The sequence below is a fragment of the Enterococcus sp. DIV0210g genome, from assembly GCF_050559705.1.
GTDB lineage: Bacteria > Bacillota > Bacilli > Lactobacillales > Enterococcaceae > Enterococcus_B > Enterococcus_B faecalis_A.
Window position 1 is genome coordinate 1352256 of the sequence record NZ_CP187903.1, and the last position, 25946, is coordinate 1378201.

The following is a 25946-nucleotide window of genomic DNA, read 5'->3' on the forward strand; positions in this document are numbered from 1 at the left end:
TGGCAAATCCATGTAAACATGGTATATTTTTTTCAGTATTTTCAAACAAACCCTTGCTACTTCTTAGGTTCGTCCTCGTCCATTTTCAAGACTGCCATGAAGGCTTCTTGCGGTACTTCAACGCTTCCGATTTGTTTCATGCGCTTCTTACCTTCTTTTTGTTTTTCAAGAAGTTTGCGTTTACGGGAGACGTCTCCGCCGTAACATTTAGCCAATACGTTTTTACGCAATGCTTTGATGTCTGAACGTGCAACGATTTTTTGACCGATGGCTGCTTGGATCGGCACTTCAAATTGTTGTCTTGGGATTAGTTTTTTCAGTTTTTCAACGATGGCTTTCCCGCGTTCATACGCAAAGTCTCGGTGAACGATAAAACTTAGTGCATCGACTTTCTCTGCATTCAGCAAGATATCCATTTTCACTAGCTTGCTCTTTTGGTAATCAGACATTTCGTAGTCCAAAGAGGCATAGCCTTTTGTGCTGGATTTCAATTTATCGAAGAAGTCAAAGACAATTTCAGATAAAGGAATATTGTACACAACATTTACTCGGTATTCATCCAAATAATCCATGGTGATGAAGTCTCCGCGTTTTCTTTGGGCAAGTTCCATTACAGCACCGACAAAGTCATTTGGTACCATGATCTGTGCTTTTACATACGGTTCTTCCACGTCTTGGATCGTTACTGGTTCTGGGAAGTCTGCTGGGTTGTCCACAACGACCATTGTTCCATCTGTTTTATTCACATGATAAATAACGGACGGCGCTGTTGTGATCAATTCAAGATTGAATTCGCGTTCCAAGCGTTCTTGTACAACGTCCATGTGTAATAATCCTAAGAATCCGCATCGGAAACCAAATCCTAAAGCTTGGGATGTTTCTGGTTCAAATTGCAGTGCTGCATCATTCAGCTGCAGTTTTTCCAAGGCTTCACGCAAGTCATTATAACGAGAAGTATCAATTGGATAAAGACCGCAATAAACCATTGGATTCATTTTTCGGTAACCTGGCAAAGCTTCTTCTGCCGGATTGTTTGCAAGTGTTACTGTGTCCCCTACTTGCGTGTCTTGTACTGTTTTAATACTTGCTGTTATATAACCTACATCACCAACCATCAAGAAGTCTCTGGCAATCGCTTTTGGCGAAAAGACACCGACTTCTGTCACGTCAAATGTTTTTCCGTTACTCATCAGTTTGATCTTATCGCCAGGCTTCACGATGCCGTCTGTGATACGGACATTCAATACGACCCCACGATAGCTGTCATAGACAGAGTCAAAGATCAAGGCTTTCAATGGTGCATCAAGATCTCCTGTTGGGGCAGGTACATATTCAACGATTTGTTCTAAAATGTCCTCGATCCCGATACCAGATTTTGCACTAGCTAAAACGGCTTCCTCGGCATCGATCCCGATCACGTCTTCGATTTCTTGACGGACGCGTTCTGGATCAGCAGCAGGCAAATCGATTTTATTGATAACAGGTAAAATCTCAAGGTCGTTATCTAAAGCCAAATAAACATTGGCAAGTGTTTGTGCTTCGATTCCTTGGGCAGCATCCACGACAAGAACAGCACCTTCACAGGCAGCAAGACTTCTTGACACTTCATACGTAAAATCGACGTGCCCCGGTGTATCGATCAAATGGAAGATATAAGTTTCTCCATCTTTTGCAGTATAGTTCAATTCAACAGCATTCAACTTGATCGTAATGCCGCGTTCACGTTCTAAATCCATTGAGTCTAAAAGCTGATCTTGCATTTCACGAGACGTCACAGTGTGCGTCATTTCCAAAATACGATCGGCCAAAGTTGATTTTCCGTGGTCGATATGAGCGATGATCGAAAAATTTCGAATCTTCTCTTGGCGTTGTTTCATTTCATTTATATCCATAGCGTCTCCTCTTTTCAGTTAATCAGCACTTTCCATTATACCAACCAAAAGCATGAAATTAAAGCATTTTAAAGTATCCAGCAGAAGTTTTTTTAGGAAAGTTTTGTTATACTTGATTTGTCTCTCTATGTTTTTTATAGTTTCATAATCGATTTAGAAAAGGATGGTTGTAAATGAATATCTATTTTGCTGGTCCAATGTTTGCGAAAAGTGATCTTTTATATAATGAGATGCTTGTAAAAAAAATCAGAGAACTTTCACCAAAAATAACGGTTTATCTTCCACAAGAAAACGAATCGATCAACGATAAAACTGCCTATGCAGATAGTCAGATGATTGCTTTGGCAGATACGGAAAAAGTGCTGGAGAGCGATTTGATGATCGCCCTTTTGGATGGACCGACGATCGATGCTGGCGTCGCTTCGGAAATCGGGGTCGCTTATGCAAAAAATATCCCAGTTCTTGGTTTGTATACGGATACCCGTCAGCAAGGCGGTACGCATCCTAAAAAGCTTGCTGCGCTTCAAGATTTAGCAGAAAATCAGTTCCATTATTTAAATCTTTATACTGTCGGATTGATCAAATTAAACGGTAATATCTTTGACTCAGAAGAATCGTTGTTCGAAGAAATCAATCAACGTCTATTGGAGGAATCACATGTTTAAAGAAACAAAAAAAGTTCAGTTTGCTTTACTTCTTTTCGGTATTTTTGTTGTTGGTTATAATATTTTTGAATTTGTTACAGGTAAATATTCTACCACTCAAGGTGTAACATTTATTGTCGAATCACTTCTAGGAATCGTTTTGATTTTCTTGCCTCAGATCATCTGGCGTGTTTTTCGGATCGAGATTCCCAGCGCAATTATTTTATTTTATTGGTTTTTCTTATTTATCTCTGTTTTCTTGGGAACAGGACTTCATTTGATTAGCCTGATTTCCTTCTGGGACAAAATCTTGCACGCGGTTAGTCCAATGGTATTGACTGCACTAGGTTATGGTTTGATTGGCTATCTATTAAAGGATGCTGACCTAGAAAAAACAAGTCCTTGGTTATTCTTACTCTTCGGGTTTGCCTTTGCTGGTCTTTGCGGTGTTTTCTGGGAGTTCTGGGAATTCTTGTGCGACCAATTCTTAGGTATGAATCTACAACGTTTTGCAAGTTCATCTGGTGAGTTATTTGTTGGTCGTGCTGCCTTGATGGATACAATGGGCGATTTGCTGACAAATACGATCGGCGCATTGATTATGGGAATATTTGCTTGGTCGCAAAGTCGTAAAAAAGCTGTTTACTTTGAAAGCTATCGTTTGAAAAAAGGGAAAAAGAATCGTACGATCAAATACCAATAAAGAGTACCAAAAAATGGAGCCCGGCATGTAAAATATGCCAGGCTCTTTTAATTTTAACAATACAAAAACCTTTCCTTTGACATCACTTGGACACTCAAAGGAAAGGTTTATTTGATTATTTGAGTAAAATCGTCTTACGGTGAAATAAGCTTATTCTGGTTCTGTCCATTCGCTTGTTTCAAATTTTAATTGATTATCAAATAACTCAATTTTAACTTTGGATTTTGGCAAGATATGTCCTGCAACGATTTCTTTTGCTAAAGGCGTTTCTACTTCTTTAGTGATAAATCGTTTCAATGGTCGCGCACCATAAGCTGGTTCATACGCATTCTCTGCAATCCATGTTTCAGCTTCATCGCTGATTTCTAGCTGGATATCTTGATGTTCTAAACGTTTTGCCAATTGTTGTATCATTTTTTCGACGATACCTTTGACATTTTCCAGACTTAGTGGAGTAAATAGGATCGTATCATCGATTCGGTTCAAGAATTCTGGTTTGAAGTTGCCTCTCAAAATCGTCCGAACTTGTTCTTCCACTTCTTCTGGAATCGTTCCTTCTGCTGTGACACCTTCTAACAACAATTGAGAGCCAATATTGCTTGTCATGATCAAAACAGTATTTTTAAAATCAACTAGACGACCTTTTGAGTCTGTTAGACGTCCATCATCCAACACTTGTAATAAAATGTTAAAGACATCTGGATGGGCTTTTTCGATTTCATCGAGCAAAACGATTGTATAAGGATTGCGTCGGACAGCTTCTGTCAATTGGCCGCCTTCTTCATAACCGACATAGCCTGGAGGAGCTCCAACAAGACGTGATACGGCATGTTTTTCCATATACTCACTCATGTCGATACGGACCATGTGATCTTCAGAATCAAAGAGATTTTCTGCCAAAGCTTTTGCCAATTCTGTTTTCCCTACCCCTGTTGGACCAAGGAACAAGAAGGAACCGAGTGGGCGATTTGGATCTTGCAGTCCCGCACGGGAACGAATCACTGCATCGCTTACTGCATCCACTGCTTCATCTTGACCAATCACACGTTTATGCAATGTTTCGTTTAATTTAATCAGTTTTTCGCGTTCGCCTTCAACAAGTTTGGTTACTGGGATCCCTGTCAAACGACCGACGACTTGTGCGATTTCGTTTTCAGTAACTGATTCTTGAACCATTTTAACGTCGCTGTCTTTGGCTTTTGCTTCTAATTCTTGCAGTTCTTTTTCCAGTTTAGGGATTGTTCCATGACGCAGAACAGCTGCTCTTTCAAGATCATAGTTGTTTTCTGCGTCTTCTAATTCGTGTTTTGCTTTGTCGATCTCGCTCCGTTTTTCAGATACTGTGTTGACTTCTTCTTTTTCAGTTTCCCACTGCATCTTCATGGCATTTGCTTCTTCACGAAGTTCAGCTAGTTCGGATTGCAGGTTTTTCAGACGTTTTTTACTTGCGTCATCGGATTCTTTTTTCAGAGCCGCTTCTTCGATCTCTAACTGCATCAAACGACGTGTGACTTGGTCTAATTCTGTCGGCATCGAATTCATTTCGACACGAATCGTTGCACTGGCTTCATCGACAAGGTCAATTGCTTTATCTGGTAAAAAACGGTCCGTGATATAACGATCCGATAATGTCGCAGCTGCGACTAGCGCGTTATCATGGATATTTACGCCGTGATGGATCTCAAAGCGTTCTTTTAGTCCACGAAGAATACTAATGGTATCTTCAACTGTTGGTTCTTTGACTAATACTTTTTGGAATCGGCGTTCTAATGCTTTGTCTTTTTCCATATATTGACGGTATTCGTCTAATGTCGTTGCACCGATCAGATGCAATTCACCACGAGCAAGCATTGGTTTCAATAAGTTTCCGGCATCCATACTGCCTTCTGTTTTGCCAGCGCCTACGATGTTATGGATTTCATCAATAAATAAGATAATGCGGCCATCGCTTTTCTTGACTTCTTTTAAAACGGCTTTTAGGCGTTCTTCAAATTCGCCGCGGAATTTCGCGCCGGCAATCAACGCACCCATGTCTAAAGAGAAAATCGTTTTATCTTTCAAGTTTTCCGGTACATCTTTGCGAACGATCCGTTGTGCTAACCCTTCGATGATTGCTGTCTTCCCTACACCAGGTTCACCGATCAGCACAGGATTATTTTTTGTTTTACGTGAAAGAATACGGATCACGTCGCGGATTTCTTCATCTCTTCCGATAATCGGATCTTGTTTGCCGCTGCGGACTTGTTGAACAAGATCAACGCCGTATTTTTCTAATGCTTTGTATTGTTCTTCTTGGTTTTGTGATGTCACTTTTTCACCTCCGCGCATTGTTTCGATGGATTGACGGAGTTCTTTTTCGTTCAATCCTTGTTGGTTCAAATATTTTGTCAAACGATAATTTTTCAATTTCATCAAAGCCAGCAAAACAACTTCTGTTGAAAGAAATTCATCGCCAAAGCTTTGTCTGATTTGGTCTGCTTCATTTAATAAACTAAACAGATTTTGACTTAGATTCTGCCCATATTGCACATTGCTCCCAGCTACTGTTGGATATTCATCCAGCATGCGGTCAACTTCATGTTCAAAATCTTCGACATTTAATCCTGCATCAGTGTAAAAGTTGCGGCCAAAGTGGTTCGGCTGCAAAAAGATTTTCCAAAGATGAGCAATGTCGATTTCTTGGTGTTTTCGAGTCACGGCAATTTGCTGTGCTTCGGCAATCGCTTCTTGAAGCGTGGTTGTCATTTTTTCAATATTCATAGAAAGTCTCCTCCTGTAAAAAAGAGTCAAACAATAGTCAAGACGGGTTATTTCTCCTTGTACTATCGTTCCTTGATTCTTATTATACTCTTTTGGTCAGTAATGGTCAAAAAATATACACTGTTTCTTTCCTTTATTTTTCCAAAAAAAGAAGAACAAAACATCAGTCTTTCGTCTGATGTTTTGTTCTTTTAGGCTTTTTCTTTTTTTGCTTCGCTGATATTCAACTGGATTTCTTTTCGTTTTTCCCCTAATACGTAGAAAAAACCATAAATAAACGGTAAAACAAAGGTACTGAAACGATAAAGCAGTAAGGATGAAGCACTGTCTACTGTTCCCACGATTGGGCGAAATAACAGCATATAAACAAACTCGAACGATCCGATTCCTGAAGGTGTTGGCAGAACACCTGAAAGAACGACAGCAAAACTGATATAAGAAAATGTCAGCAAGAAATCGATATTCGGGTGGTTCTCAATCAACGTGATATAAGGAATGATATACCAGATTGCCAATTTCAATAAATTCCATAGATAGATCTGCCAAAAAGTCGTCTTGTTTTTGATAACAGCAGCCATAGCTTCCCGCAGCGAATAGATATGGAGATTCCAATTATCGATTTTTTCTCGAATAGCCGGCTGCTTGATGAATTTATCTGTTAGAAAAACAAACAGGACTTGCAGATTTAAACTCATGGATAACATCAGCAAAAAAGCGATGATGATCATCGTCAGAACAATCCCCGCCAAGATAAATAGAAACAGCTTGGACGGTCGGTCAGGAAATAAAAGAAATTGGAGAATTATTCCTACAACAGCGTAAGTAATTACCGCAATCTTGTAAATGATCATGTGCAGCGTCGTCACGCCGATCCCTTTTGAAAAAGGCATTCCTTTTTTATTATAAAAATAAATTTCTGAGATCAAGGTTCCTGTACCAAAAGAAACGATTCGGTAAAATGCGATATAGCATGAAGTCCAAAAACCATCTTTGACAGAAAAATCAGGCGTAAAAATCTCAGCAAGCGATTCGATGACCTTTCCTTCTGTGATCTGATAAACCGTTCCTAACACCACGACAGCAATCAGGACCCACCAGCTGGTTGAAAGAAGTTCGGCAAAAATCGCTCCTAAAGAATGTTCCACTAAATAAAAAATAACAAATAGAATAATAGCAGATAATAAAATATTCAAAAATAATTTTGTTTTTGTATTTTTGTTTTTCATCTCGATCCCCTCAATGAAAAAAATAAACGAGAACTGCGGCCACTGCGATTCCTGCTAGAAAGCCAACTGCGAATTTTTTCTTTTGGGTCTTATGTCTAAAAAACTGACGACCCGCCATTCCGCCTAGTCCTCCTCCGATAAGTCCGACAAAAAGCAGATTTTTTTCTGGGACTCTCCAGCCGCCTGTTTTGGCCCGATGTTTGTCGTACCCCATCAAAACGAATAGATACAAATTAACAATAATCAAATAGACCCACAATGGATGATGAATGAACACGTTCATTTTCTTCTGTTTCCCCCTCTAAAAAGCGTACCTTTCTAGAGTACCTTAAAATGTTATGAGATGCAAAGTGTATTTTCTATGGGACAAAAATCGTCAAACCTTTAGGAACCATCGTCATCTTGATAGGAAGATTACCTGTATCATCCCCGTCCGTTCGTGTGCCGACTTTTGATTCTTTTGATTCGATCTCTAATTCGCTGGATGTTAAATAATTGATTCCCGGAATCTCGTAAAATTTTCCGCGTACGATTTTGTGCAAGTAAAAAACATAACGTAAAAAATTTAATTTGGGAACGATCGTCACATGGAATTTTCCGTCATCTGGTTTTGCAGAATCATCAAAATTCGTGAATCCGCCGACAGAGTTAGACATCGTAACTGCTAAAAGCTGTGTTTTTCCTTCCCAGATCCCGTCCTCTGTTTTGATGCTGAGATGATATTTTTTCTGTTTAGACAGCAATTCGATAAAGCGGTGGATAAAGATCATTGGGCCAAATTTCTGTTTCTCCTGTTGGCTGATTTTTACTGCTGTATCCGCTAAAATCCCGACTGTCAACGTTGAAATGATGACTTCATCATTGACTTTACCGTAATCGATCAACCGTTTTTTTCCTTCTAGGATCGTATCAAATGCTTTTTCTTCTTCTAGAGGAATTTCTAAAACTTTTGCTAAATTGTTTACCGTACCGCCAGGGATCAATCCAATCGAATATTTCGTGATATTCTCTTCGAAGTCTTTAACTGTATGGTGGATCGTTCCATCTCCGCCAATAATAATCAGTGTGTCTACGTTTTCTTCTTTTGCTTTTTTCACGTAGTCTTTGCTGATGGAAGGTCCAGTTGGCTGAAGTTTGATCATCAATTCAGGTTTCTTGTCTTTTGCATAGTCAAGAAAATGTTGTGCGATCTTTTCGCCTTCGTCTTTTCCAGATGATTCATTGTATAACACTAGTACTCTTTTCACTACTTTCCACTCCATTCAAAAAACAGGCAATGCCATTTCTCGACTTTACCTGTTTTTTTCTTGTTTGTCGCTTATTTTGCTTTTGTATTCGATTCAGCGATTTTCACGATTACATCTGTTGCTTTTTCCATCACTTGTAACGAAACAAATTCAAAACGGCCATGCATGTTTTCGCCGCCTGCGAAAATGTTTGGTGTTGGGATACCCATGTAAGAGATTTTTGATCCATCGGTACCGCCGCGAACAGGTTCAATGATTGGATCGATCGATAAATCAAGCATCGCTTGTTTTGCTAATTCTACGATACTCATGTCTTTTTCGATGATTTCTTTCATGTTGTAATATTGATCGTACATCTCGACTTTGATTCTTTCTTGATCAAAACGTGCATTTAATTTTTCTTGGATCTCTGTGATTTTTGCTTTTCGAGCTTCAAATTTTTCACGATCATGATCGCGAATGATATAGCTCATTTCTGCCGCTTCCGGATTGCCGTCTAATGCCATCAAATGGAAGAAACCTTCGTAGCCATCTGTTTTTTCTGGTACTTCATCTGCTGGAAGTTCATTATGGAAATCAATAGCCAGCTGCAATGCGTTGATCATCGTATCTTTGGCCGTTCCGGGATGAACATTTTTCCCTTGGATCGTGATGTTTGCTTGTGCCGCACTAAATGTTTCATACTGCAATTCCCCTAATGGACCGCCGTCGATCGTATAGGCAAAGTCTACATCAAAGCCTTCTACATCAAATTTATCAGCGCCGACACCGATTTCTTCATCAGGACCAAAAGCAATTTTGATCGTACCATGAGGGATCTCAGGATTTTTGATTAGGATCTCCATCGCTGTCATGATCTCAGCAATCCCAGCTTTGTCGTCAGCACCCAATAAAGTTGAACCATCTGTAGTGATCAATGTATGGCCTGGATAGTTTTTCAAATTAGGAAAATCTTTGACATTTAGCGTATACGCGCCTTCTTTGTCTAAGATGATCGTTGATTCGCCGTCATAGTTTTCAATGATTTGAGGATTGACGCCTTCTGCATTGAAATCGGCTGTATCCATATGCGCAATGAAACCAATCGAACGTACTTCGTGGTCCTCGTTGCTAGGCAAAACAGCTGTGACGAAACCATTTGATTCATTGTAAGAAACGTCAGACATGCCAAGTTCTTCTAATTCTTTTTGCAAGACTTTTGCAAAAGCGATTTGACTAACCGTTGAAGGGGTCGTTTCGCTTTTCGGATTGGATCGTGTTTCTATTTTTACATAACGTAAAAAACGAGGTAAAAGATTTTCGTACATGTTGTTCGCTCCTTTTATTTAAATTGAAATGGGTTTGTATTTGTTTCAGAAGGCAAAAATTCGACTTCCCAACCCAGTTCCTGTTTCCAATTTTCAAATTTCTCGATAAATTTTGGTACACATAACGCTTCGATATGATGACCTGGATCAATCACTGTCAGTCCATTACTTTGCATATCATGCGCTGCGTGATAGTAGACATCTCCGGTGATATAAACATCTGCATCCTGTTTGATTGCATCTGGGTAGAATTTTTCACCGCTGCCGCCGCAAATAGCCACACGACGAATGGTTTCTAAAGGTTGTTGCGGTTGGACGATTCGAAGACCGTCTAATTGGAAGACTTCTTTGATTTTTTTGGCAAAAGCATCGACTGTCATGGGCTGTTTCAGATTGCCAACACGTCCAAGACCGTATTTTTTTGTGGGATGTTCGATGAAAAACAAGTCATACGCAGGCTCTTCATAAGGATGTGCAGCCTTCATTGCTGAAAGCACTTGGTTTTCCATCGTTTCAGGAAAAATCACTTCGACTTTTGCTTCTTGTACTTTTTCTGGCGTGCCGATCGAACCGATGGCTGGATTTGCACCGGCAGTCGGTGTAAAACGACCTTGACCAGTTGAAGTATAGCTTGCCGCTTGATAGTCACCTTGCTCCCCTGCTCCCGCATCTGCTAAAGCCTGCCGCATTTTGCCAGCTGCATCAATAGGAACATAAACCGCTAGTTTTTTATAGCGAATTTCGTGCGTTTCAGTCAAATAATTCTCTACTTCGATATCCAACAGCTCGCAAAACCAGTCATTCAAACCATCCCAGATAATATCCATATTCGTATGGGCAGCGTAGACCGCAATGTCATGCTTCAATAAATCAGCATACATCTTTTCTTGCGGTGTGTCAGTTGTCAGACGTTTGACTGGGCGAAAAATCGGCGGATGTTTGGCAATCAGCAGATCAACGTTTTTTTCGATCGCTTCGGCAACAACTTCTGGACGAACATCCAGCGTCATCATGACATTCTTGATTGGCTTATCTAATGTACCGATGTGAAGCCCTACCGGATCACCTTCTTCAGCGAGCCATTGAGGACAGTATTCTTCAAATCTTTGAATAAATTCTTTACCGGTGATTCTCATCGCTAAGCACCTCTTCGATTCGTGAGATTTCTTCTTTGATTTCTTGTAGTCGTTCATTTGGTTTTTTGCTTGCTTGTTCCATTTGAGCTACGACTGCTTTGCGCTGTTGAAGTTCACGCTGCCATTTTTGAGCAAATACGGATGATTTCTCTTTTAAAAGAATAGGTCCAAACATCAATTCTTCCTCCGTATAGTCAATCGGCACATCTGTTTTCTCTGCTGTAATGATTTCATAGATTTTTTTGTTTTCTTCCAAAATCACTTCATCAATGATTTGATAGCTGTTTTCTTGCAACCAGATTCGTAAGGTTCTTTCGCCGATATTCGGCTGCAAAATCAACCGTTCTTTTCCAGAAAGCCGGTCTTTTTTTCCTGCTTCTAAAATATCTTTGATCAACGAACCGCCCATTCCAGCAATCGTGACTGCATTGATTTGATCTTCGGGTTTGATTGCTGCCAAACCGTCTGCTAGACGAACGATGATTTTTTCTTCAAGTCCATTTTTCCGTACTTGTTTTTGTGCAGAATCAAATGGTCCTTGTACAACTTCTCCAGCCACAGCAAATGTTATTTTCCCTTTTAACATCAATGCAACAGGCAAGTAAGCATGGTCTGAGCCAATATCTGCTAAACGTGCTGCCTCGGGAACGAATTCGCCCACTTTTTCCAGCCGTTTAGATAATTCAAGATGGTTCATAACTTCACTCCTTCGACAATCATTATAGCATTTCCACAACGAAATAAGCGAGCGCAAAAGAGAAACTCTTTTAAAATCCTGTTAAAATCCCAGGTAATAAAAAAAGCATAGAAATCTGCTTAGTATAAGCAAAATTCTATGCTTCATGTTACAATAACTATCTTTTTTTAGTAAAAGAAATCAGCTTCTTAATCCGCGGCCTTTATTGATCAAATACCAGCATACGCTGTAAAGAACAACAATAAATAAAACCAAGATCGAAATCGATAAACCAATCGGCACATCTGTCGTCCCTAAGAACCCATAGCGGAACCCAGAAATCATGTAAACGATTGGATTGACTTTAGAAATTGCTTGCCAAATCGGAGGCAGCATAGAGATTGAATAAAATACTCCGCCTAGATAAGTCAATGGCTGTAAGACGAAAGTCGGCACGATGGACACATCATCATAAGATTGGGCAAAAATCCCGTTGATCAATCCGGCTAATGAGAACAAGATAGCTGTCATCAATAATGTGATTACTACGATAAACCAGGAAGAAACATGCAACGGCACAAAAAATAACGAAATGATCGTTACTAAAGAACCCACTAAAACACTTCTTCCAAGGCCGCCAAGTACAAAGCCCCAAATAATGACATGTGTCGGTACAGGTGCTACAAGCAATTCTTCAATGTTCTTCTGGAACTTTTGCGAGAAAAAGGACGAGGAGACGTTCGAGTAAGAGCTAGTGATGGCAGACATCATGATCAAACCGGGAACGATAAATTCCATATAAGAAAAACCACCCATTTCTCCGATTCGCCCGCCAATCATTTTCCCAAAAATAACAAAATATAACGATGTTGTGATAACTGGCGGCACCAGTGTTTGGACCCAAATACGCAAATAACGATTAGTTTCTTTGAATGCTAAACTTTTTAAAGCAGTTAGATACAGATTAAACATTTTTTTCCTCCAATTGATGACTGTCTTCGGTGATTTTCAGGAACAGCTCTTCCAAACGATTGTTTTTATTACGCATAGAAAGTACTTTTATTCCCTGATCCGTCAATTGTTCGAAAATCGCATTAACACCTTGATCTCGTGCGACTTCTACTGCTAGAGTCGTTTCGTCTTCAAGAATGCTTGTATATCCTGTGATCTCTGGTGCGTTTTCATAAGGTGCTAAGTCGAAGATGAACGTTTCAAATTGTAATTTTGAAAGAAGTTTTTTCATACTTGTATTGACGATCAATTCACCGGACTGGATGATTCCGATATTACGGCAAAGCATCTCTGCTTCTTCTAGGTAATGAGTTGTTAAAATAATCGTCGTCCCGCTTTCGTTCAATTCTCTTAGAAACGTCCACATCTCACGGCGCAACTCGATATCAACACCAGCAGTTGGTTCATCTAAAATCAACAATTTTGGTTCATGCATCAGTGCGCGGGCAATCATCAAGCGGCGTTTCATCCCGCCAGAAAGCATGCGAGCACGTACATGACGTTTTTCCCATAAATTGGATTGTTTCAAATATTTTTCGCTGCGTTTCAACGCTTCTTTGCGTGAAACACCATAATACCCCGCTTGATTTACGACGATTTGTTGGACTGTTTCAAAAGGATTGAAGTTGAATTCTTGCGGAACAAGCCCGATTTGCTGTTTAGCACGGACCAAATCTTTATCCAAATCATAACCAAACACTTTGACGCTTCCAGAGGTTTTGTTGACCAGTGAAGTGATGATCCCGATTGTGGTAGATTTCCCTGCGCCATTTGGTCCTAGAAGCGCGTAAAAATCACCTTCTTCTACGGTTAAATCAATACCGCGTAATGCCTCGACACCTGTTCCATATATTTTTTTCAACGCGTGTAATTCCAGTGCGTTTGTCATTTATTTCCCATCTCCTTATTGTTACGACGCTTTATTGTATCACTATTCAGACACATGAAAAAGAGCCGGTTAAAAGAAAGACCCGCTCTTTTGACTGATTCAATACAAAGTTGATTTAAATGTTCTTATTTTTAGTCCGCTATTTTGATCGCTAAAACAGAACTGCCAGGAATTTGCGGCGGAATCGAGAAAGTCATGACCGCATTTCCTGCCAAAGTAAATTCGATTTTCGTTCCTTTTTGGAGTGAATCTTGGATTTCGCTCACTTGAGTATCTTCCAAATTCAAAATCAAATCTTCTTGAAGTCCTGCTTCGTCTTCAGAAGAAACATCGGTTAAAGAAAGAGAAACTGTATCCTGCTCGACTCTCGCATCTTCTGCCAATACAGCAGTATAAGTGATATCTGACATCTCTGGTACTCCTTCCGGTTCTTGCTCTGAAGAACTCGTTCCTGTTTTAGCCACACTTTCTTGTGTTGGTTGCGTAGACGAATCCTCAGCATCCGCGCGGTTTCCACAGCCAGCGACAACTAAAAGCAAACTTGCAGCAACAGCAATAAATCCATATTTCATACAAAAATCCTCCATGATCGTGGGTTTATAGTAAAAGCTTCTTTAAACTTTGCTAATCTAAAATAGTGAATTCTTTGAGACTGTTCCCGACTAATTGAGGGGGAAAAGATCGTGTTGTTGGCGGAAGTAATCCCGTAACTAAGCGGATTTTTGTTCCTTCCTTCAAAGCGGTATGATCTCCATTAATTTGATGAAAATCTAGATTCGGTATAAAAAGAGCGCCTGGATCAAATTCACCTTGTAATTTGACCATGTCTTTCAGGATCACCCTGGCATAGTCTCTGCCTGATGATTCATTCTTTATTATCTCAGCATCTTCTGCAAGAACCGCAATTAAGATACTGACATTTTTGTCCATCTTGTCTTGCAAAATCGTATCCGATCCTGATAGGACCTTTTCTTCCGCTTTACTAGACGTTCCGCAACCAGCAGCAACAAACAGCAGACTTCCGACAACAACAAATCCATACTTCATCCAAAAATCCTCCATGATCGTGAGTTTATAGTAAGGTCTTTTATTTCAAACTTTGCTAATCCAAAATAGTGAATTCTCTGACGTTATCTTTGAATCTGGGATCGAACGATAGTAATTGAGGGGGTTCAGATCTTGTTGTAGGCGGTGATAACTCTGTAACCAAGCGGATTTTTGTTCCTTCCGTCAACTTTGGGAAATCACCCTCGATTTTTTCTATATTTAAAGCTGGTATTCGTAAGGTGCGCGGATTAAATTCTCCTTGCAGTTTCACCATATCTTTCAAGGTTATGTCTGCATACACTTCTCCTGATGATAGTCGCCATGTTATTATGGGATCTTCTACAAGAACAGCAGTTAAAATACTGACTTCTTCTGTTTTTTCTTCCGCTTCACTAGACGTTCCGCATCCGGCAGCAACAAACAGCAGACTTCCGACAACAGCAATAAATCCATATTTCATACAAAAATCCTCCATGATTGCTGGTTTATAGTAAGGTCTTTTTGCTAATCCAAAATAGTGAATTCTTTGACACTGTTGCCGCCCATTTGTCCAGGATAAGATCTTGTTGTTATCGGACGTAATTCTGTAACTAAGCGGATTTTTGTTCCTTCCGTCAACTCGGTGAAGTCACCATTGATTTGTTCTAGCTTTAAATTTGGTATACGTAAGACACGCGGATTAAATTCTCCTTTTAGTTTCACCGTATCTTTCAAGGTTATGTCTGCATACACTTCTCCTGATGATAGTCGCCATGTTATTACGGGATCTTCTGCAAGAACCGCAGTCAAAATACTGACTTCTTCTGTTTTTTCTTCTGCTTCACTAGACGTTCCGCAACCAGCAGCAACAAACACCAGACTTCCGACAACAGCAAACTTCCATAAGTGTTTCATCAAAAAATGTCCTCCGTTGGCATCAATTCGTATTGCGGCGGTTTTGTCCAGTCATTTTTATTTCTTTGGTCAAATAACGGATACGTTCCATGATCCGTTTTGCTTTCAACGGTTCTTCATCTCCGCGCTGCGTCACAGATAAATGCTGTTCCAATTCTTCCATAGTAAAATTTGAAGAAAAGAACGTCGGCAATTGTTCCTGCATTCGGTATTGAAGGATAACACCAAAAATCTCATCCCTGATCCAGCTGCTCATGGCATCTGCACCAATATCGTCCATCATCAAAATAGGCGAACGTTTGACTGCATCCAATTTTTCGGCTACTTGATCTTTTCCGATGGCTTGTTTCATCTCTACAGCAAATGTTGGGAAATGCACGAGCGTCGTTGTGTATCCTGCTACTGCTAAATCACGAGCAATTGCGCCAAGCAAGTAGGTTTTGCCGATACCAAAACTGCCGACAAGATATAATCCTTTGTGGTAGCCTTTTGGATCAGAAGCATATTCCTGCACAAAACTAAAGGATTCTAAAAATGCTTCGCTTCGTCCGCTAGTTTGTTCAAATTTCTCAAATGAAGCAGATTGGATATCTTTCGGCATATCGACTGCACGAATCCGACTGCGGATCTCTTCTTGTTTTTGTCTTGCAAGAAGGGCTTCAGTAGGAACGTAAGTCACATCTACATAATGGAAATTCAATGTCAGTTTCGGTTCATATCCAGGTGCGATCATTGTCGGATCATTTTTCTGATATTTTCTCTTTTCTTGAACGAATTCATAGAGTTTCGCATAGCTTTTTTCAATATCTTCCTGTGACAATTGCTCACGATGCGCAGCTAGGAAAGATTGGACATCGGTGTCTTCTAGGACAGCAGCAATCATTTCTGCGTATTTTTCCTGGTAATTTTTCCGGCTGATGATTTTTTTCAATTCTTTTCCTACGTCTTCCATTAGTTATCTCCCTCCTTTTTAGCAAGATATTCTTTGAATCGGCGATCGATTTCTGCTTGCTTTTCGCTGCTGATTTGTTTTTCTTCTTCTGGTTTATTCACCCAGTCAGGCAGCTTTTCGCGGCGTACGTTTCTTTTCGCCGTTCCATAGGTTGTTTTGGCTGTTTTCGGCTTGGGCTCACTCAGTTCCCGAACATGCTCAACGGCTTCTTCTGGGGTACGGATATTTGCCTGCTGCCATTCGTTGGCAATCGTATTGACATAGTTGCTTTTTAATGATGCTTGGTTTTTGATGACCAGCACATAATTGATCAAAACATTGATAACGCTGTTAGGCAACTTGGATTGTTTGACCAAGTCTTGCATCAGCCACTTTTCTTCTTTGGAGACAAACCCGCCTTTTGCATTCTTCACAGCTTCAAGATATTGCATTGGCGGATTGTTTTTGCTGTCAGCGATCAACGCACTGGCTGCATCATTTTTTGCTGGGAGCTGCTGTGCAGCAGCTGTTTCAGGTACTTCTTCTTTTTTTACTGTTTTTTGGCGGTAGATGATTTGCTTTTGCAGATCTTTCAATGACACCGTCTGCTGGGTAAAATCATACGCTGAAGCAATAAGTTCCCCAAGCGTCAATTCATCAAAGCCATACAATCGATGGTAGAGTTCAATTTGCTCTATCACTGGTTTTTCCAGTGAAGTGATATGTTTTTTCTGCAGCAAGTCGCTTAAAAACGGCCAATCGACCTGAATCGCATCGTCAATCAAAGTTGGTGTTTTTTCTTTTTCAAACGCGGATTGGCTTTGTTCGATTTTTTCCTTGTCTGCTTCAAAAGATGCTTCGTTGAAACGAAAAACATCTAAAAACTTTTTAGTAACTTTTTGGTAGCCTTCTGAAGAAAATCTTTTGAATTGAAATTTCTCATTCAGCTGGTTCCAACGGCGTTCGCCGGTTTTTTCCAACAGCATAAAACTTAAGACAGCATCTTTAAAAAACGCATCGGGCGCTAAAGGTTCAAGCAATTCATAGAGGAAACAAGGTCCTAAACTTGGATCTTCTTTGAAGTAGACATCCAGCAGACCGATTCCTTCTAATTTTTTTCTTGCTTCATAAAACTGCGGCAAACCGCAATCCAATCCACTTAGCAAATCTGCGTGCAGCGCTTCTGATCCGATGCCTGTTTCTTTCGAAATCTCTGACAAAAGCGTGAAATAGAGACTAAGTGCTTCTCCTCCGATCAGCGGCTGATAAAGATAAAGCAGCGCTTGCTGTCCTTCTTCTGTTAATGGAAATGTTTTTCTGCCTTGATAAATATTTTTAGGCTGAAGTTCTTTCCAAGCATTTTCCAACGAAATGCCTCCTTATTCCTTCTCTTCTGATTTGTCGTCTTCAGATTTGTTTTCTTTGGCTTTATCAACGATGTCTTGCAATTCTTTTAAGAAAACAGACATATCTTTGAATTGACGGTAGACACTGGCAAAACGGATATAAGCGATCTCATCTAAGTTGACAAGGTCTTCCATCACGTATTCACCAATCAAGTTTGTTGATACTTCATTCTCGCCTAAACTGCGGACACGATTCTCCACATGGTTGACGATTTGTTCCATTTGTTCCATTGCAACAGGACGTTTTTCCGCTGAACGGATCAATCCTCTTAATATCTTATCACGGTTGAATTCTTCGCGTTCGCCATTTTTCTTGATGACTAGCAGCGGCGCAGCTTCGATTCGTTCAAATGTTGTAAAACGAAAGCCGCAATTCTCACATTCACGGCGGCGGCGGATTGCGCGTCCGTCATCTGCTTGTCGGCTGTCTATAACACGCGAATTATTATGGTGGCATCTTGGGCATCGCATAACTATCACCTCTTCATTTCTGATTTATCAAATCATTGCTATGATTAGTTGTATTATAACATGAAACCTTGTAGAAGCGCGATGTTCCGGTACAAAAAATGCCGAAACACTCGCGTTTTTTAACATAATCTGCTGTTTTTTAAGAAAACAGCAGGCTCTTTTTGCTGTACTACTTTTTCAGTTGTGAGAAAAAACTGGAACCAATCGTTAGGATAGGCTCCAGTTTTTCTTTAAACTATAGTTTTTCTTCGATTCCTGTATAGTGCTTCATTCGTTCTTCTTCGATTCTCTGCTCGCCAGAAATATGTTCTTGTTCTGGCAATGGTTCTTTCCTGCGTTTTGGCTCCGCCGTTTTTCGTTCTTGTGTCAGATCTTGCTGACGTGCTTCTTTTTCCGCTTGCTGGTCTTCAAGCTCTTCAATACGTTCTTTGTACTTTGCATCATGTGCTTCTGCGATTTCTGTTTGGTCGCGTCCTTCTTGCTTTAAGTTTTCATTATCTAAAAGTTCGCCGATTTTTTCTTTTGCGTTTCCGACAATTTTATCTTTTTGGTTTTTGATCGTTCCCATAACATGTCCCTCGCTCTCTGCTTTCTACTTTCAGCATAGCAGAATCCTGCTGCTTAGACAAAGAAAGTACTTTCTAAGAAATAAACTTGTTTTCTTGGAGCCATGAGATGATTTGTTCTGCTAACTTGTCTTTTGTTTGCTGATTATCAAAAAGGATATCCGCTTTTCTTTTTTTCTCTTCGATAGGCATCTGACTTTCGACCCGCTGCATTGCTTCTTCTCTCGTAAAACCATCGCGTGCCATCAGACGTTGCAGCTGTTTTTCTTCCGGAAGATAAACAACAGCTGTCTGATCCATATATTTGTCATAGTGACCTTCATATAGCAAAGGAATATCTACAATAACTAATGGGCTGGCTTGTTTCGCTTTTTGGATATTGTCTTTGATGCTCGTTCTTATATAGCTATTCAATATGCGATTGAGCTGTTCGCGTTTCTCAGGATCGCTGAAGACGATTTTCCCTAATTTTTTTCGGTCGAGTGTGCCGTCTTCATTTAAGATATCTTTACCAAAATGCTGAACCACAGCTGCCAATCCCGGCGTTCCAGGTTCTACGACTTCTCGGGCGATTTTGTCGCCGTCAACGATAGGAAATCCATACTTTTCAAATACGTGGACGGCGGTTGTTTTTCCTGTTGCGATTCCGCCTGTCAGACCCAAAACAAAAGAACTCATCGTTTCAGCTGTTGACAATTTGGACAATAGTGCGTCCCCCTTTGCGCCACTTTTGTTTTAACAATGGGTGTCCCGCAACGTACACACGGATTGCCGGTTTGTCCATAAACATGGAGCATCAATTGAAAGGTTCCAGCTTCTCCTAAGGCGTTCAAATAACTGCGGATCGTTGTACCGCCAGCTTCCACCGCTTTTCCTAAAACAGCGATGATTGCTTCTCTAAGCCGTGCGATTTCTTTTGGTTTCAGTGTGTTGGCTGGCTGTTCTGGATGGATTTTTGCTTCCCATAACGCTTCATCTACATAGATGTTTCCTAGCCCTGTCACAAGTCGTTGATCTAGCAAGAGAGGTTTGATCGCTTTTTTCGAACGTTTGAGTCCTTGTTCAAACGCAGCCAATTCAAAGGTATCGTTTACCGGTTCAGGCCCCAGAAGCATGATTCCTTTATACTGGTTGCTGCTGCCCTTTTCAACCAATGTCATACGGCCAAATTTTCGTACGTCATTGTAACGAAGCTGGCTGCGATCATCAAAAGAAAAAATGACATGCGTATGCTTGCTTAGCGGCGCTTCCTCTGTAAAAAATTCATACTTCCCTTCCATGCGCAAATGAGAGATCAAATCAAAATGTGTCAAATGAAAAATCAAATATTTCCCTCTTCTACTGATGGATTCGATCGTTTCTCCTGCTAATTGCGCTTCAAAAATCGCTGATTCTGGCTGTTCGATGATTCGAGGCCACAAGACTTGGACATGGTGGATCGTTTTTCCTGAGACTAATTGCTCTAAACCTTTTCTGACTGTTTCTACTTCTGGTAATTCTGGCATTTTTTCACCTTCAAAACTGTGATTTATTTGGTTATTTTGCTTCGTACCACGTTTTGCCCCAACTGCTTTCGGTAATCAATGGTACGTGCAGCTGTACTGTTTGTTCCATGACTTCGCTAACAAGTTTGTCCAGACGTTCCAATTCTTTTTCAGGGACTTCAAAGACAAGTTCATCGTGTACTTGAAGCAGCATGGTTGCTTCTAAATCTTCCTCTTTCAAGCGTTGCGCCAACTCGATCATTGCGATTTTCAAGATGTCTGCGGCACTTCCTTGAATAGGTGTATTGATCGCTGTACGCTCTGCAAACGAACGCAGATTGTAATTTCTGGAGTTAATATCTGGTAAGTAACGGCGACGATGATATAACGTTTCAACATATCCAAGATCTTTTGCTTCGCGAACAATACGCTCCATGTATTCTTTTACTCCAGGATATTTTTCGAAATACGTATCGATATATTGTTGGGCTGCTTTTCGGCTGATCCCAAGATTTTGTGATAGTCCATAATCCGAGATACCATAGACGATCCCGAAATTGACTGCTTTTGCTTGGCGTCGCATATTTGGTGTCACATCTTCTGGTTTTTCGATACCGAAGACGCGCATTGCTGTACTAGCATGGATATCTTGACCTTCTAAGAATGCTTCTTTCAAATGTTCGTCATTCGAGATATGTGCAAGGACACGCAATTCGATTTGTGAATAGTCGGAAGAATAAATCAACCAATCTTTCGCTCTTGGTACAAAGGCTTGTCTGATTTTTCGGCCTTCTTCTAAACGAATCGGGATATTTTGCAAGTTCGGATCGACAGAACTTAATCTTCCTGTTTGCGTCAATGTTTGGACATAACGGGTATGGACTTTTCCGTCAGATTGGATGACTTTCAAGAGTCCTTCCACATAAGTTGATTGGATTTTTGCGATTTGGCGATAGGTCAAGATATCATCAACAATTGGTGCTTGTTCCCGTAACTGCTCCAAAACATCAACAGCTGTGGAATAGCCTGTTTTTGTTTTTTTTATGACTGGAAGCCCCATTTTTTCAAACAAGATAACGCCTAATTGTTTTGGAGAATTCAAGTTGAATTCCTCACCTGCTTCTTCATGGATCTTGTGCTCGATTTCTTGTAGACGTTTTGAGAATTCGCCTTTCATTTCTTGCAAACGAGACGCGTCGACTTTGATTCCAGTGATTTCCATTTCAGCAAGTATTTGAGACAGAGGCAATTCCATTTTGTAAAACAGATCTGCTTGGTTTTTTTCTTCTAATTCTTTATTTAAGATTGGTGTCAAAGCGTCAATCGCCGCTACTTTCCGTGCAAGATGCGCAAAGAAATCTTCTTCATCTGCCGGCAGACCTTTTTTAGCCCCTTTTCCGTAAACTGATTCATCGGAACGAATATCACTATAACCGTAATGGGCAGCAATTCCTTCAATATCACTGCTTTTCTCATTCGTATCAAGGAGATAGGCACCTAATAAAATATCAAAATCGATTCCCTGTGTTTTTCCAACATAACGATTCAATGCTGCATAGGTTCTTTTTGCGTCATAAACGAATTTCCGTTGCGTTTCATCTGTCAGCCAGTTTCGGAACGCGTCATTTTCAAAAAGAGCCAAATCATTGGTCACGTAGATTTTTTTATTTGTTCCCCAAGCTACGCCTACGATATCTTCTTGATGGTAATTGTCTCCCAGCATTTCGACATACAAAGCCATATTTGAGTCGAACATTGATTCGTCATATTCTGACACTACATCAAATAAGATATCTTCCATATCCGGGATTTCTTCTACAACATCTAATTTAGCAAGAAACTGTTTAAACTCCATTTCTTTGTAAAAAGGAATCAGTTTATCCAGATCTTTTCCGTCATATTTCAATGAATCAATGGAAACATCTACAGGAGCTGACGTATCGATAGTCGCTAGTCGTTTGGATAAGAAAGCTTGTTCTTTGTCATTGATCAAATTTTCTTTCATTTTGCTTTGTTTCATCTCATCGATATGGTCATAGATGCCTTCAACTGAACCATATTGTTTCAAGAGCTTGATAGCTGTTTTCTCACCGATTTTCGTTACACCAGGGATATTATCAGATGCATCTCCTGCCAAACCTTTCATATCGATGATTTGTTTTGGTGAAAGACCGTCATATTTTTCAGCTACATGCTCTGGTGTATACGATTCAATATCGCTGACACCTTTTACCGTGATATCGACTTTGATTTCTGGACTAGCCAACTGTGTTAAATCCCGATCTCCAGATAACACAACGACATCAAATTGTTCTTTATCCACATTTTCTGCTAATGTGCCGATGATGTCATCAGCTTCGTAATTTTCTAATTCATAATACTTTACACCAAGTCCAGTTAATAAATCGCGGATATAAGGCATTTGTTCTTTGAATTCGCCTGGCGTTTTTGATCTTCCCGCTTTGTAATCTTGGTACATCTCTGTACGGAACGTTGTTTTACCAGCATCAAAAGCAACCAATACATGTGTTGGTTCTTCTTTTTGCATCACATTTTCGAACATCGTATTAAAAGCGTAGATCGCATTTGTATGAAGTCCGCTACTTGTTTTAAAACGTTCTAACGAATTGTGGAGTGCGAAAAACGCACGGAATGCCACGCTATTTCCATCCACTAATAATAATTTATTTTTTGCCATTCTCATAACCCCTCACTGTAAAGTTCTTCTCTATTTTAACAAACAATCACAGGGAAAGCGAAAAGAAGTTCCTTTTTTAACAGCAAAACGAGTGAAAAATACTCGAAAGTTTTTTCACTCGTTTCTGGTTTTATTTAAAAAATATGCTTTGTTTTGAAATCAATCCCGTCCAAAGATACGTAAGAACGCTAAGAACAAGTTGATAAAGTCTAAATAAAGTTTCAATGCCATAAATACTGCGACACCGCTGTTGGCTGTGCCATTCGATTGGTTGTAGATTGTACGGATACTTTGGTTATCGTAAGCTGTGATTCCAGCAAAGATAATGACCATCAAAATCGAGATAAAGAAATCTACTGGTCCGCTATGCAAGATAAACATATTCAAAAACATTGCAATGATCACGCCGATCACTGCCGCTGTACTTGCACGACCGATACCGCTTAAGTCTTTTTTCGTCACCATTCCGACAACTGACATCCCAATAAACATTCCTGTAGCTGTTACGAATGCTTGAGTGATCGTTCCGATGTCATAAAAAGATAAAGTTATGGCAAGTGTCAATCCGTTAAGCAAGGAGTAAACGATGAAACCGCCGACTGCCAAGCTTGGATTCTTTTGTGCTTTGACACCTAAAACAACAACTAAGATCAATTCAATGATCCACAATCCCATGAATCCTAGCGGGAAGTTATTGATAAAAGCGCCCACTTGCACGGGAAATACTTCCAGTGTCAAATACGACACGATAGCACTTAGCGCTAATCCAAGACCCAAATATCCATATATTTTAGAATAAAAACGATTTAATCCTTGAGATACTGCTTGTTGATTATTCATTTAGAGCACCTTCGCTTTCTATCGCATGTTTAGGCGGTTGTACCATAACTACCGCATCTAATACGCGATTTTTTTCATTATTTTCTGCTTCCACAGAAATTGTTACCACATCTTTCATTTTATCAACTTTCATCACTTCAAACTGAAAAGTCAGTGTTTCATAATGAAAAACCGGTTCGATGAAATTAACTGAAAAGTTGACGACGTGTGAACCTGGACCAGGCAAGTGTTTTGAGATTGCGCTGGTGATGATCCCCATCAGCATAACAGATGGTACGATCGGTGCGTTATAGTCAGTTTGTTGTGCAAAATCGTGCTGGATATACAGCGGATTCGCATCATTTGTCAAACCAAGATACAGCAGCAGCTGATTGTCTTCGATCGATTCCGTTAAAGATAACGAGTCGCCTTCTTCTAGTTCGTTGATTGTTTTTCCTAATTTCCGCGGTTTACCTATGTTCAAGATAGAAACCCTCCAGTTATTCTTTATAAAAGTAATTTTACCAAAAAGGCGCAAAAAGGCAAGCGTACTTACTTTTTCTCTGTAAAACCTAAAAAATAAATAATAAATCCCCTTAAACACAGAAAGCTGTTTAAGGGGATTTGTTATAACTTCTGATTCTTCTTTAATGCTTAAGCCTGAACAGCTTTTTCACAACCTCTGATTACAAAACATTTTTTGTTGTGCTGCTCAACAATTTTTCATAGGCTTGTTCAAATTTTTGGACGTCTCCGGCTCCCATGAAGATCATTACAGCATCATGGTAATCCAATAGTGGCGAAACATTCGTCTCAGTAATCACTTCGCCGCCCTTTTTGATTTTATTGCCTAAGTCTTCGATTTTCACATTTCCTTGTTCTTCACGCGCAGAACCGAAAATATCACATAAGTAAACTTTATCTGCTAGATCCAAGGCTTCCGCAAACTCATCCATCAATGCGATTGTACGAGTGAATGTGTGTGGTTGGAACACAGCAATGATTTCTTTATCAGGATATTTTTGACGTGCGCCGTCGATTGTTGCTCTGATTTCTGCAGGGTGATGTGCGTAATCATCGACAACGGTCATATCGGCAACGATTTTTTCGCTGAAGCGGCGTTTTACACCAGGGAAAGTCAGCATTTCATCTGCTACTTCTTTCATGTCTAATTCTTCAAAGTAAGCCACAGCAATAACACCTAGCGCATTCATGATGTTATGTTTGCCGTATGCTGGTAAAACAAAACGGCCAATGAATTCTTCGCCATGATACACATCAAAAGCTGAACCTTCTGTTGTACGCTCGATATTTTTTGCTTGGATATCATCATCTTCTGAAATACCATAATAGTAAATCGGCACATCTGCTTCTAGTTTTCTTAGATATGGATCATCCCCGTACGCAAAAATCCCTTTTTTCACTTGGCTTGCCATTTTTTGGAAAGCAGTAAACACATCTTCAATACTTGTATAGTAATCTGGATGGTCAAAGTCGATATTTGTCATAATTGCATAATCAGGTGCATATGCTAAGAAATGTCTGCGGTACTCACAAGCTTCAAAAGCAAAAAATTCTGCTTGAGGATCGCCATGTCCAGTACCATCGCCAATCAAGTAACTTGTTGGGCGAACGCCAGAAAGTACGTGTGATAATAAACCAGTTGTACTTGTTTTTCCGTGAGAACCTGTTACAGCGATACTTGTATATGATTGAATGAACTGACCGATAAAATCATGGTAACGGATAATTTCTAGGCCTAATTCTTTCGCACGTTGGATCTCTTCGTGGGTGTCAGGGAAAGCATTCCCTTGGATAACGATCATTCCGGGTTTGATATTCTCCGAACTGAACGGTAAAATTGTTATTTTTTCTTTTTCTAAATCTCTTTGTGTAAAGAAATATTTTTCGATATCTGAACCTTGGACTTTAAAGCCTTTTTCATGCAGGACAAGCGCAAGAGAGCTCATACCTGAACCTTTGATACCGACAAAATGATATAATTTTTCTTGATTTTCCATTCGAATCCTCTTCTCTTATCTATCAACCACATCGGTTTTTATTCAACACGTTGACCATTATCTTATATATCAATAAAAATTTCAACTATTTTATAGAGAGGTTGTGAACTCAGCGTTT

26 protein-coding genes are annotated in these 25946 nt (G+C 40.0%); 2 read left to right on the forward strand and 24 right to left on the reverse strand.

The features are described 5' to 3' along the window. Positions 1–56: 56 nt before the first annotated feature. Positions 57–1892, reverse strand: coding sequence for a translation elongation factor 4 (gene lepA, locus IGI64_RS06605; RefSeq protein ID WP_429939946.1), 1836 nt, complete (start codon positions 1890–1892; stop codon positions 57–59). A gap of 173 nt (positions 1893–2065) precedes the next feature. On the opposite strand from lepA, the gene IGI64_RS06610 reads away from it, so the two are divergent. Then, a complete protein-coding gene (locus IGI64_RS06610) occupies positions 2066–2557 on the forward strand; it encodes a nucleoside 2-deoxyribosyltransferase (protein WP_429939947.1) in 492 nt (163 codons plus the stop codon). After that, on the forward strand, positions 2550–3239 hold the full coding sequence (locus tag IGI64_RS06615; protein WP_429939948.1) for a hypothetical protein: 690 nt from the start codon (positions 2550–2552) through the stop codon (positions 3237–3239). The genes IGI64_RS06610 and IGI64_RS06615 overlap by 8 nt, the downstream gene beginning before the upstream one ends. A gap of 150 nt (positions 3240–3389) precedes the next feature. Here the strand turns inward: IGI64_RS06615 and clpB are convergent, their stop codons facing one another. The 23 genes from clpB to murC form a co-directional block, all read right to left on the reverse strand. Then, positions 3390–5999 carry an ATP-dependent chaperone ClpB gene (gene clpB / locus IGI64_RS06620; protein WP_429939949.1) on the reverse strand — a complete coding sequence of 870 codons (2610 nt, stop codon included), beginning with the start codon at positions 5997–5999 and terminating at the stop codon, positions 3390–3392. 191 nt (positions 6000–6190) lie between these two features. Continuing rightward, a complete protein-coding gene (locus tag IGI64_RS06625; protein WP_429939950.1) occupies positions 6191–7225 on the reverse strand; it encodes a lysylphosphatidylglycerol synthase transmembrane domain-containing protein in 1035 nt (344 codons plus the stop codon). A 10-nt stretch (positions 7226–7235) separates the two neighbouring features. Then, positions 7236–7508 carry a DUF1294 domain-containing protein gene (locus IGI64_RS06630; protein ID WP_429939951.1) on the reverse strand — a complete coding sequence of 91 codons (273 nt, stop codon included), beginning with the start codon at positions 7506–7508 and terminating at the stop codon, positions 7236–7238. Between the two features lie 76 nt (positions 7509–7584). Continuing rightward, positions 7585–8472 (reverse strand): diacylglycerol/lipid kinase family protein, encoded by an 888-nt coding sequence (locus tag IGI64_RS06635; protein ID WP_429939952.1) that lies wholly within the window; start codon positions 8470–8472, stop codon positions 7585–7587. Positions 8473–8543: 71 nt separating this feature from the next. Next, entirely contained in the window at positions 8544–9779 is a 1236-nt protein-coding gene (pepT, locus tag IGI64_RS06640; protein WP_429939953.1) for a peptidase T, read from the reverse strand. 14 nt (positions 9780–9793) lie between these two features. Continuing rightward, positions 9794–10915: a Nif3-like dinuclear metal center hexameric protein gene (locus tag IGI64_RS06645; RefSeq protein WP_429939954.1), complete on the reverse strand. Its 1122-nt coding sequence runs from the start codon at positions 10913–10915 to the stop codon at positions 9794–9796. Beyond that, the gene (locus IGI64_RS06650) at positions 10899–11612 is read right to left on the reverse strand and encodes a tRNA (adenine(22)-N(1))-methyltransferase (protein ID WP_429939955.1); all 714 of its coding nucleotides are present in this window, start codon (positions 11610–11612) and stop codon (positions 10899–10901) included. Before IGI64_RS06650 ends, IGI64_RS06645 begins: the two co-directional genes overlap by 17 nt. Positions 11613–11792: 180 nt before the next feature. Further along, positions 11793–12563: an ABC transporter permease gene (locus IGI64_RS06655; protein WP_016624794.1), complete on the reverse strand. Its 771-nt coding sequence runs from the start codon at positions 12561–12563 to the stop codon at positions 11793–11795. Further along, a complete protein-coding gene (locus tag IGI64_RS06660; protein WP_429939956.1) occupies positions 12556–13491 on the reverse strand; it encodes an ABC transporter ATP-binding protein in 936 nt (311 codons plus the stop codon). The genes IGI64_RS06655 and IGI64_RS06660 overlap by 8 nt, the downstream gene beginning before the upstream one ends. A 131-nt stretch (positions 13492–13622) precedes the next feature. Further along, on the reverse strand, positions 13623–14063 hold the full coding sequence (locus tag IGI64_RS06665) for a hypothetical protein (protein WP_429939957.1): 441 nt from the start codon (positions 14061–14063) through the stop codon (positions 13623–13625). A gap of 52 nt (positions 14064–14115) precedes the next feature. Next, positions 14116–14538, reverse strand: coding sequence for a hypothetical protein (locus IGI64_RS06670; RefSeq protein WP_429939958.1), 423 nt, complete (start codon positions 14536–14538; stop codon positions 14116–14118). 55 nt (positions 14539–14593) lie between these two features. Next, positions 14594–14998 carry a hypothetical protein gene (locus tag IGI64_RS06675; protein WP_429939959.1) on the reverse strand — a complete coding sequence of 135 codons (405 nt, stop codon included), beginning with the start codon at positions 14996–14998 and terminating at the stop codon, positions 14594–14596. A gap of 44 nt (positions 14999–15042) precedes the next feature. Beyond that, positions 15043–15432, reverse strand: a complete 390-nt coding sequence (locus IGI64_RS06680; RefSeq protein WP_429939960.1) for a hypothetical protein — start codon at positions 15430–15432, stop codon at positions 15043–15045. 22 nt (positions 15433–15454) lie between these two features. Continuing rightward, on the reverse strand, positions 15455–16384 hold the full coding sequence (gene dnaI, locus IGI64_RS06685; RefSeq protein ID WP_429939961.1) for a primosomal protein DnaI: 930 nt from the start codon (positions 16382–16384) through the stop codon (positions 15455–15457). Continuing rightward, on the reverse strand, positions 16384–17730 hold the full coding sequence (locus IGI64_RS06690; RefSeq protein WP_429939962.1) for a replication initiation and membrane attachment family protein: 1347 nt from the start codon (positions 17728–17730) through the stop codon (positions 16384–16386). Before IGI64_RS06690 ends, dnaI begins: the two co-directional genes overlap by 1 nt. A gap of 12 nt (positions 17731–17742) precedes the next feature. Further along, positions 17743–18240 (reverse strand): transcriptional regulator NrdR, encoded by a 498-nt coding sequence (gene nrdR, locus IGI64_RS06695; protein WP_016624787.1) that lies wholly within the window; start codon positions 18238–18240, stop codon positions 17743–17745. 235 nt (positions 18241–18475) lie between these two features. After that, positions 18476–18808: a hypothetical protein gene (locus tag IGI64_RS06700; protein WP_016624786.1), complete on the reverse strand. Its 333-nt coding sequence runs from the start codon at positions 18806–18808 to the stop codon at positions 18476–18478. A gap of 73 nt (positions 18809–18881) precedes the next feature. Continuing rightward, complete coding sequence (coaE, locus tag IGI64_RS06705) at positions 18882–19511, reverse strand: dephospho-CoA kinase (RefSeq protein WP_429939963.1); 630 nt, start codon at positions 19509–19511, stop codon at positions 18882–18884. After that, positions 19481–20311, reverse strand: coding sequence for a DNA-formamidopyrimidine glycosylase (mutM, locus tag IGI64_RS06710; RefSeq protein ID WP_429939964.1), 831 nt, complete (start codon positions 20309–20311; stop codon positions 19481–19483). The genes coaE and mutM overlap by 31 nt, the downstream gene beginning before the upstream one ends. Before the next feature lie 31 nt (positions 20312–20342). Then, complete coding sequence (gene polA / locus IGI64_RS06715; RefSeq protein ID WP_429939965.1) at positions 20343–22988, reverse strand: DNA polymerase I; 2646 nt, start codon at positions 22986–22988, stop codon at positions 20343–20345. 159 nt (positions 22989–23147) lie between these two features. Further along, complete coding sequence (locus IGI64_RS06720) at positions 23148–23828, reverse strand: Bax inhibitor-1/YccA family protein (protein WP_429939966.1); 681 nt, start codon at positions 23826–23828, stop codon at positions 23148–23150. Next, entirely contained in the window at positions 23821–24291 is a 471-nt protein-coding gene (locus IGI64_RS06725) for a MaoC/PaaZ C-terminal domain-containing protein (protein ID WP_034862608.1), read from the reverse strand. Before IGI64_RS06725 ends, IGI64_RS06720 begins: the two co-directional genes overlap by 8 nt. Positions 24292–24493: 202 nt before the next feature. Beyond that, complete coding sequence (gene murC / locus IGI64_RS06730) at positions 24494–25828, reverse strand: UDP-N-acetylmuramate--L-alanine ligase (protein WP_016624780.1); 1335 nt, start codon at positions 25826–25828, stop codon at positions 24494–24496. Between the last annotated feature and the right edge of the window lie 118 nt (positions 25829–25946).